This is a genomic window from Nevskia soli (assembly GCF_903970205.1).
Taxonomy (GTDB): Bacteria; Acidobacteriota; Terriglobia; order Bryobacterales; family Bryobacteraceae; genus Bog-113.
In genome coordinates, this window is record NZ_CAJCHS010000383.1 from 1 (window position 1) to 6,029 (window position 6,029).

Here is a 6,029-nt window from a genome sequence, read left to right on the forward strand (position 1 = left end):
ACGCCGGTGTGCTAGTTCCAGCCGGATTTATTCCGGCGGGTGACTCCTAAAGGCGTTCGGTTGGCTCCCGCCCTTTACAAAAGGGGTCAAAACCGGGGGTTGGCACGATCCTGGCGGCACGTCCTGTTTTACGTTTGGTCTTACTTCAGGGGGGCCTCGCGGTTCGGGCTGCGTCCGTAGTCCTTTTCCACCTTGCGCGAGGCGGCGCGGCTATGACGGCGTCACAATCGGCAGCGCAGTCGATTCCCCTACGTGACGGACCCTACCTACCCATCGGTTTTGGAGGCCCAATATAGCCAGGCTCAGGCGCAGAACATGTTCAACTTCGCGCCGGGCGGTGCGATCCGTGAAAATGACCCCAACCTACACCGTTCCACGCGGATAGGGTCAACGCGGCTGGCAGTGGAGGACCCTCCCTTGCGGTCGGGCTCGGAGTGGGTGAACCGCAGGGTCATGCCGACCCGGAATCGAGCAGGCCTTCCAGTGGGCGCGCCCGGCCGATCCGAACGCCTTGCTGTTCTATAACGACTGCAACATCCAGGTGCCGGCGGATCGGTTGCCGGGCACCTTTGCCGGCTGTCAAGTAATTAGTAAACCGGGGGCACGACGATCGTTTTCGAGCCGCTTATCTCTTCAACAGTGGTCGGCGCAGCAGCCGGCGAAACAAACTGATAGAAGAAGGGTCCCAGGTTGGGATCAATGTAGATCGTGCAGGAAGGCGCGCAAGGAGTCATGCCGATGGAGGGGTCAGGCGTCGCAGGCGGCATCGTTGGATACAGATAACTGGATTGCAGAGTCGTTCCAGACGGCGATTTGGACGGCGCCTTTATCTGGTGGGACTTCAGCGTCATGTTAGCCGCACTAGACGGCAGGATGTAGACAACCGACTCGCCTTCACCCAGAGTCACTGAATCCTCCAATTGCGTCGGGGAAAGCTCGGACGTGTTGATGCCCGTCGCGGAAACAACGTACTTGGCGGCCCCGAACCCCAGCTTGTAAGGGGTAAGATCCACTGATATGCTGCGCTGCCAGTCGTTCCCATTCACGATGAGGAGCAGGTTGCCGGTAGCGCCCTGCCGCGCGGCGCTGCGGATGTTGAGACCGTACCCCGGGGAATTGAGCCGGGTGCCAAGAAGATAGGGGTCGAGGACGTTGGCGAGCAGGTTGGCCGCATAACTCATGGCTGTCCATGACGCGGTCTGAAGATTCTGCGGATTCGATCCGGTCTGGAAGGATGTCCCCGCAGGCGCGTCCGCGCGTCCGGCAACGTCCGAGGGAGACTCGAAGTAATAGAGCCGCTCTCCGGCGGCGCCCAGGGCCGCGGCGTCCATCATAACGGCCGAAACATGCTGCGGGCTGACACCTGGCGAGATGAGTGCGTCAACGCCCGGGTTGTAGGTGGCGCCCGATGCGCTCCCCTTGGTGTACTGTGGGCCGGTGAGGCTCACCTCCATCAGTTGCGGCCGATTCAGCATGAAAAAGGGCTGGCGGCTAAAGAACGTTTGCTCCATGGAAGAAACCATCTCCTGGATGCCCTCGGACCACGGGTAAGTAGTGCGCGTCTTCATGGAAGTAAAGTAATTGGACGCGTAATCGCTGATGCTGCCTGGACCCATCCAATTACCGTCGACCTGAGGCGGGTCTGTCGCCAGGCTGGGAAACGAGATCGGGACGGTTGGACCGGCAGTGATCCACGAGCGGAACGTCGTGAACGCCGAATTCGGAACCGGTGGGGAGCATGCCACGTTTCCGGTGCACCAATTGCCGCCGAACCAGAGAAATTGAAGACCGGACGCGTTCGATACCGTGTAAGATCCGCCGGGCGCTTGGGGCGCGGTGAAAGAAAAGCCGGTCGAAGTACTGCTCCCGACCGTGAAATAAGTGCCCGCGGCGTTGTCGAGACCGGTGTTCGGCGCGCCCGTCATCGCGAAGGTGTAACCGGCGGGAATCGGGTTATTCGGCCAATTGACGGTACAGTTTTGAGCGGCGCAGCTAACCCCCGTGAACAGATTACTCGCACCAATATTCCCCGCGGGCACTGGGTTGGGACCCCAAAGCATGCTGGCTTCATCGATTCCTTCGATGCCGATCCCTACCCCGGTCGAAGCCAGACTGGAGACGGCGTACTGCACGGCCTGCTTCCCGGACGGCCAGTTGAGCGTATACCAGGCGTCTCCACCGATACGGCGGAAGATGTCGTCGCCGGTGAGCAGCAGATGGTAGTTATTCGCTTGCGCCCACTGCATCTCCGCGCCGGTCTGCTGATTGAAATTCGATTGCCAGGTTGAGTAGCTCGCAGTGACATCCCACGGATTGATGTAAACGCCGAAGGACAGAGTGTTAAAGCCGGATTGAGCGAGCTGCGCGTTGACAGCCGGCGACGTGAAAGCCGTAGGACCCAACGTGAACGGCGAGATCACGAACAAGCTCTTGCCGGGATGAAACGATTGCAGAAGCTGTCCATTTCCGGCAAAGTGAGGCACGGCCGGAGTGCTCGTCACCCAGACATTCGCGGTCGAAGTTCGTGTTCCATCCTGAAGAGTCACTTGCGTGAACCCGGCGGCTACACCCTGCACGTTTCCGGTTCCGCTGACGGTAGCGACGGAAGCAGACGCAGAGGCGAATACGGGGGTGCTGCACGCTCCGGTCTGTCCGTCCGTGTAAATCCTGGTACATCCGACCTCGACAACGCTTCCCGGCGGCACGAATACATTTTGCAACTGGGGAATGATTTCCTGCAGCACATGGCCGTTCTGAAACTGGACAACCTGATTCACCATGCCGCGCCAGTTGACCCATTGCGGGTTCGTAGGGCCGGTACGCGAGTTCATCGAGATATCCAGTTCATGCGGTCCATTGGAAAACTGGGTGGTGTCAAGTGAAAATGTGACCGAATTCGGATTCTGCCAGGCGTTGTCGGTCCAGATAATCTGCTGTTGCGCGCCATCGATGTTTAAGGTCCAGATCGCGGGAAACGCCGCGGGGTCGGAGCCGGTGAGCGCGATCGAAACCGTTCCGGAGAGAGTTTGCGTCAGGTCCGGCGAGTTGACAACCAGAGTTACGCCGAGGTTCGCGATGGTCACGAGGCATTGGCCGGACGCGACCAGGTTTCCGGCGCCGTCGCGGGCAGTCGCCTGAATCGCCGACACTCCATCCATCGCAATGTTCGAGTTCCAGGAAAGCGAGAAGGAGGGCGCGAAGGCGGAGCCGATCGAATACGATCCCATTGCAAAATCGACGCGCTGCGCTCCCGGGGCAACAGCGGCCAGATTGACGGTGCCGGAGATCGTAGCACCGAGACAACCGGGCGATTCAAAGGTCAGTGTTGCGGCCGAGCCAACCCGCAGGCAAGTCAGCACGAATATCGGTAACAGGAGTTTAGATCGCATTCGAGGCAACGTTCGGCGGAACGGCCCGGAAGCTTTAGGGCATCCGTCTTACAGGGTCAGATGATTTGCATCATAGGCTCGCGCCACGCTCCACGCGGAGCCGCGCCTTCCCGCGCCCGCTCGATCGCTTCCGGTGTTCGCCGGGGACGCCGAAATGTCTCGCTTCCCGTGTCGAACGCAAACGGGCGGCACACCGGTTTCCGACAGCGCTCATGCGGGCGCCGCCCGCCCGGGAACACCCGACCGGCAGGGCGACCCTGTCGAGTGCCGGCGAATCGAGGATGGGCTTTTTCGGTGTCCTTAAGGCGTTCGCATGACCGTGACCATTCAGATCCCGTCCGATGTTGAAGCGGGGCGAATCGCTCAGGCGCGAGGCGATTCACCCGTCATCACCGGTGAAGTAATCTACGAATGTTCGTTGCCGGTTTTTGGAACAGCCGAAGATCTATGAAGACGATCTCCTCTCTTTGGGTTTTAGGACTAATCCTGTCGCCCTCGTTTCTCCGGGGTCAGGGAACGCAGCCTCCGCCTCCACCGCTGCCGGATGGGAAGACTGTGTCCATCCAGGTTGATCTCAACAGACCGGCCGGTATCTATAAGCCCATCTACAGTTGGTTCGGGTTTGACGAGGCCAATTACGCAACGATGCCCGATGGCAAACGCCTGTTGCGTGAGTTGCACGACCTGAGTCCCGTGCCGGTCTATATCCGCTCACATCACTTATTCACCTCGGGCGACGGGGTACCCGGACTCAAGTGGAGTTCCACAAACGTCTATTCGGAAGATTCTCAAGGTAGGCCCATTTACGATTTCAGGATCGTGGATGGGATCTTCGACCAGTATCGGGCAGCGGGCGTCCGACCTATGGTGGAGCTTGGCTTCATGCCCAAGGATTTGGCCGCGGAGTTACCGGATCGCAAAGTAGAATACCGTAGCACGAAGAGCATAATCTCGGGCGCATCCAACAATCCGCCTAAGGACTATGCAAAGTGGGGCGAGTTAGTTCGCGTCTTTACTTCGCACCTAGTAGAGCGATACGGCAGGGAAACTGTACGGCGCTGGTACTTCGAGGTCTGGAACGAACCGGACATTGATTACTGGCACTCTACGGCCGAGGACTATTGGAAGCTATACGACTACGCGGTCGCCGGCGTGCGAGCGGCGCTGCCGGACGCGAAGGTGGGAGGGCCGGCTACTACCGGACCGGGCGGCCAGAAAGGGGCTAAGTTCCTGGAGGGCTTCCTAAACCATATCCGTACCGGTAAGAGTGCGGCGAATGGACAGCCGGCGCCGCTAGATTTCATCTCCTTCCATGCCAAGGGGCAGCCGCGCACGGCGGAAGGGCACGTCCGGATGGGCATTGCCAGCGAACTAAGGGACGTTGACAAAGGCTTCGAGATCGTCAATCAGTTCCCCCGGTTCAGAAATCTCCCGATCATCTTGAGTGAAGCCGATCCGGAGGGCTGCGCCGCTTGCTCCAGCAAAACGAATCCCGCTAATAACTACAGGAACGGCACGTTGTACCCGGCGTATACCGCCGTTGCATACAAAGCCTTGTTCGATCTGGCGGATCGCCGAAAGGTTGACCTACTCTCGATGCTCAGCTGGTCGTTTGAGTTTGAGGACCGCGAGTACTTTGAAGGCTTTCGCGATCTTTCAACCAATGGGATCGACAAGCCCATACTCAATTTCTTCCGGATGGCGGCGTTGATGGATGGACAGCGTGTAAGTACCGCGAGCACCGGCCAGGTCCCGTTGGATTCCATTCTCGCGAATGGCGTACGTTCGGATGCGGACATCGATGCGCTGGCAACCGTGGGTGAGCGGAAGGCAGCGGTAATGGTGTGGAACTATCACGACGACTATGAGCCCGCAGGTGCTTCGCTTACGACGATTACAGCGCAAGGAATCCCGGCCGGTGTTGGGCGCGTGCTAGTGATGCATTACCGGATCGACGACACGCACAGTAATGCGTATTCCGTGTGGATGGCGATGGGGTCGCCGCAGCATCCGACGACTGAACAGTATGAGCTACTCAAGAGTAGAGCTGGACTGGAGTTGTTAAGTTCGCCCGCGTGGATGGATGTGAAAGACGGTCAGGTGAGTGTGACTACAAATATGCCGCGTCAGTCGGTGAGTTTGGTTTTGTTGAGTTGGGAGTAGAAAGCGCCATACTTCGGTCCTCGGTGGAGTGTCCTGGAATGGAGTGCTGAACGGTTCCGGAACCCGCTTCCTCACGGTCGCGGCTCAGTACTCCGGTTTCGCTGATGGGCGTGCTCCGCTTCCGCGTGTTTGATGCGCTGCTATTCTTCTTCATGCCGGTCTCCTTTTGCACCTTCAGAACAGCGCTATAAACGCTACGCCGCAATGGTATCGGTTTGTTGGATTTCTGTTAAATGACGGATCAGTGGCAATCGTCGCGACCTGGATGTGAGGATCGGGCGGAATGCTTCTCATCGGCGCCCTGCACTCTAACCAAGCAGCGCTTCGCCGCGCCGTAAAAAAAGCGGGGGGCGCCGAACGCGCGGCGCCTCGCCCGTTACTTGGCCGGAAAGTAAGCCGGAATGGTGAACACCGTCAGGAATTGCTTCGCGTGATAGTCAGGAAATTTGGAGAGCATTTCCTGCTCGACTGCCCGAC

At 59.0% G+C, this 6,029-nt stretch carries 2 protein-coding genes and 1 pseudogene; 2 read left to right on the forward strand and 1 reads right to left on the reverse strand.

Annotation, left to right across the window (positions count from 1 at the left end; translation table 11 throughout):
* Positions 1-466 precede the first annotated feature (466 nt).
* Positions 467-535 (forward strand): annotated as a pseudogene (locus H1Y01_RS20150) (endo-1,4-beta-xylanase); the annotation flags it as partial.
* Positions 536-587: 52 nt separating this feature from the next.
* Here H1Y01_RS20150 and H1Y01_RS19620 read toward each other — a convergent pair.
* Positions 588-3,389 carry an Ig-like domain-containing protein gene (locus H1Y01_RS19620; RefSeq protein WP_219341633.1) on the reverse strand — a complete coding sequence of 934 codons (2,802 nt, stop codon included), beginning with the start codon at positions 3,387-3,389 and terminating at the stop codon, positions 588-590.
* Between the two features lie 447 nt (positions 3,390-3,836).
* Here H1Y01_RS19620 and H1Y01_RS16690 point away from each other — a divergent pair, with 447 nt between their 5' ends.
* Entirely contained in the window at positions 3,837-5,552 is a 1,716-nt protein-coding gene (locus H1Y01_RS16690; RefSeq protein WP_180541639.1) for a GH39 family glycosyl hydrolase, read from the forward strand.
* The last annotated feature ends 477 nt before the right edge of the window (positions 5,553-6,029 follow it).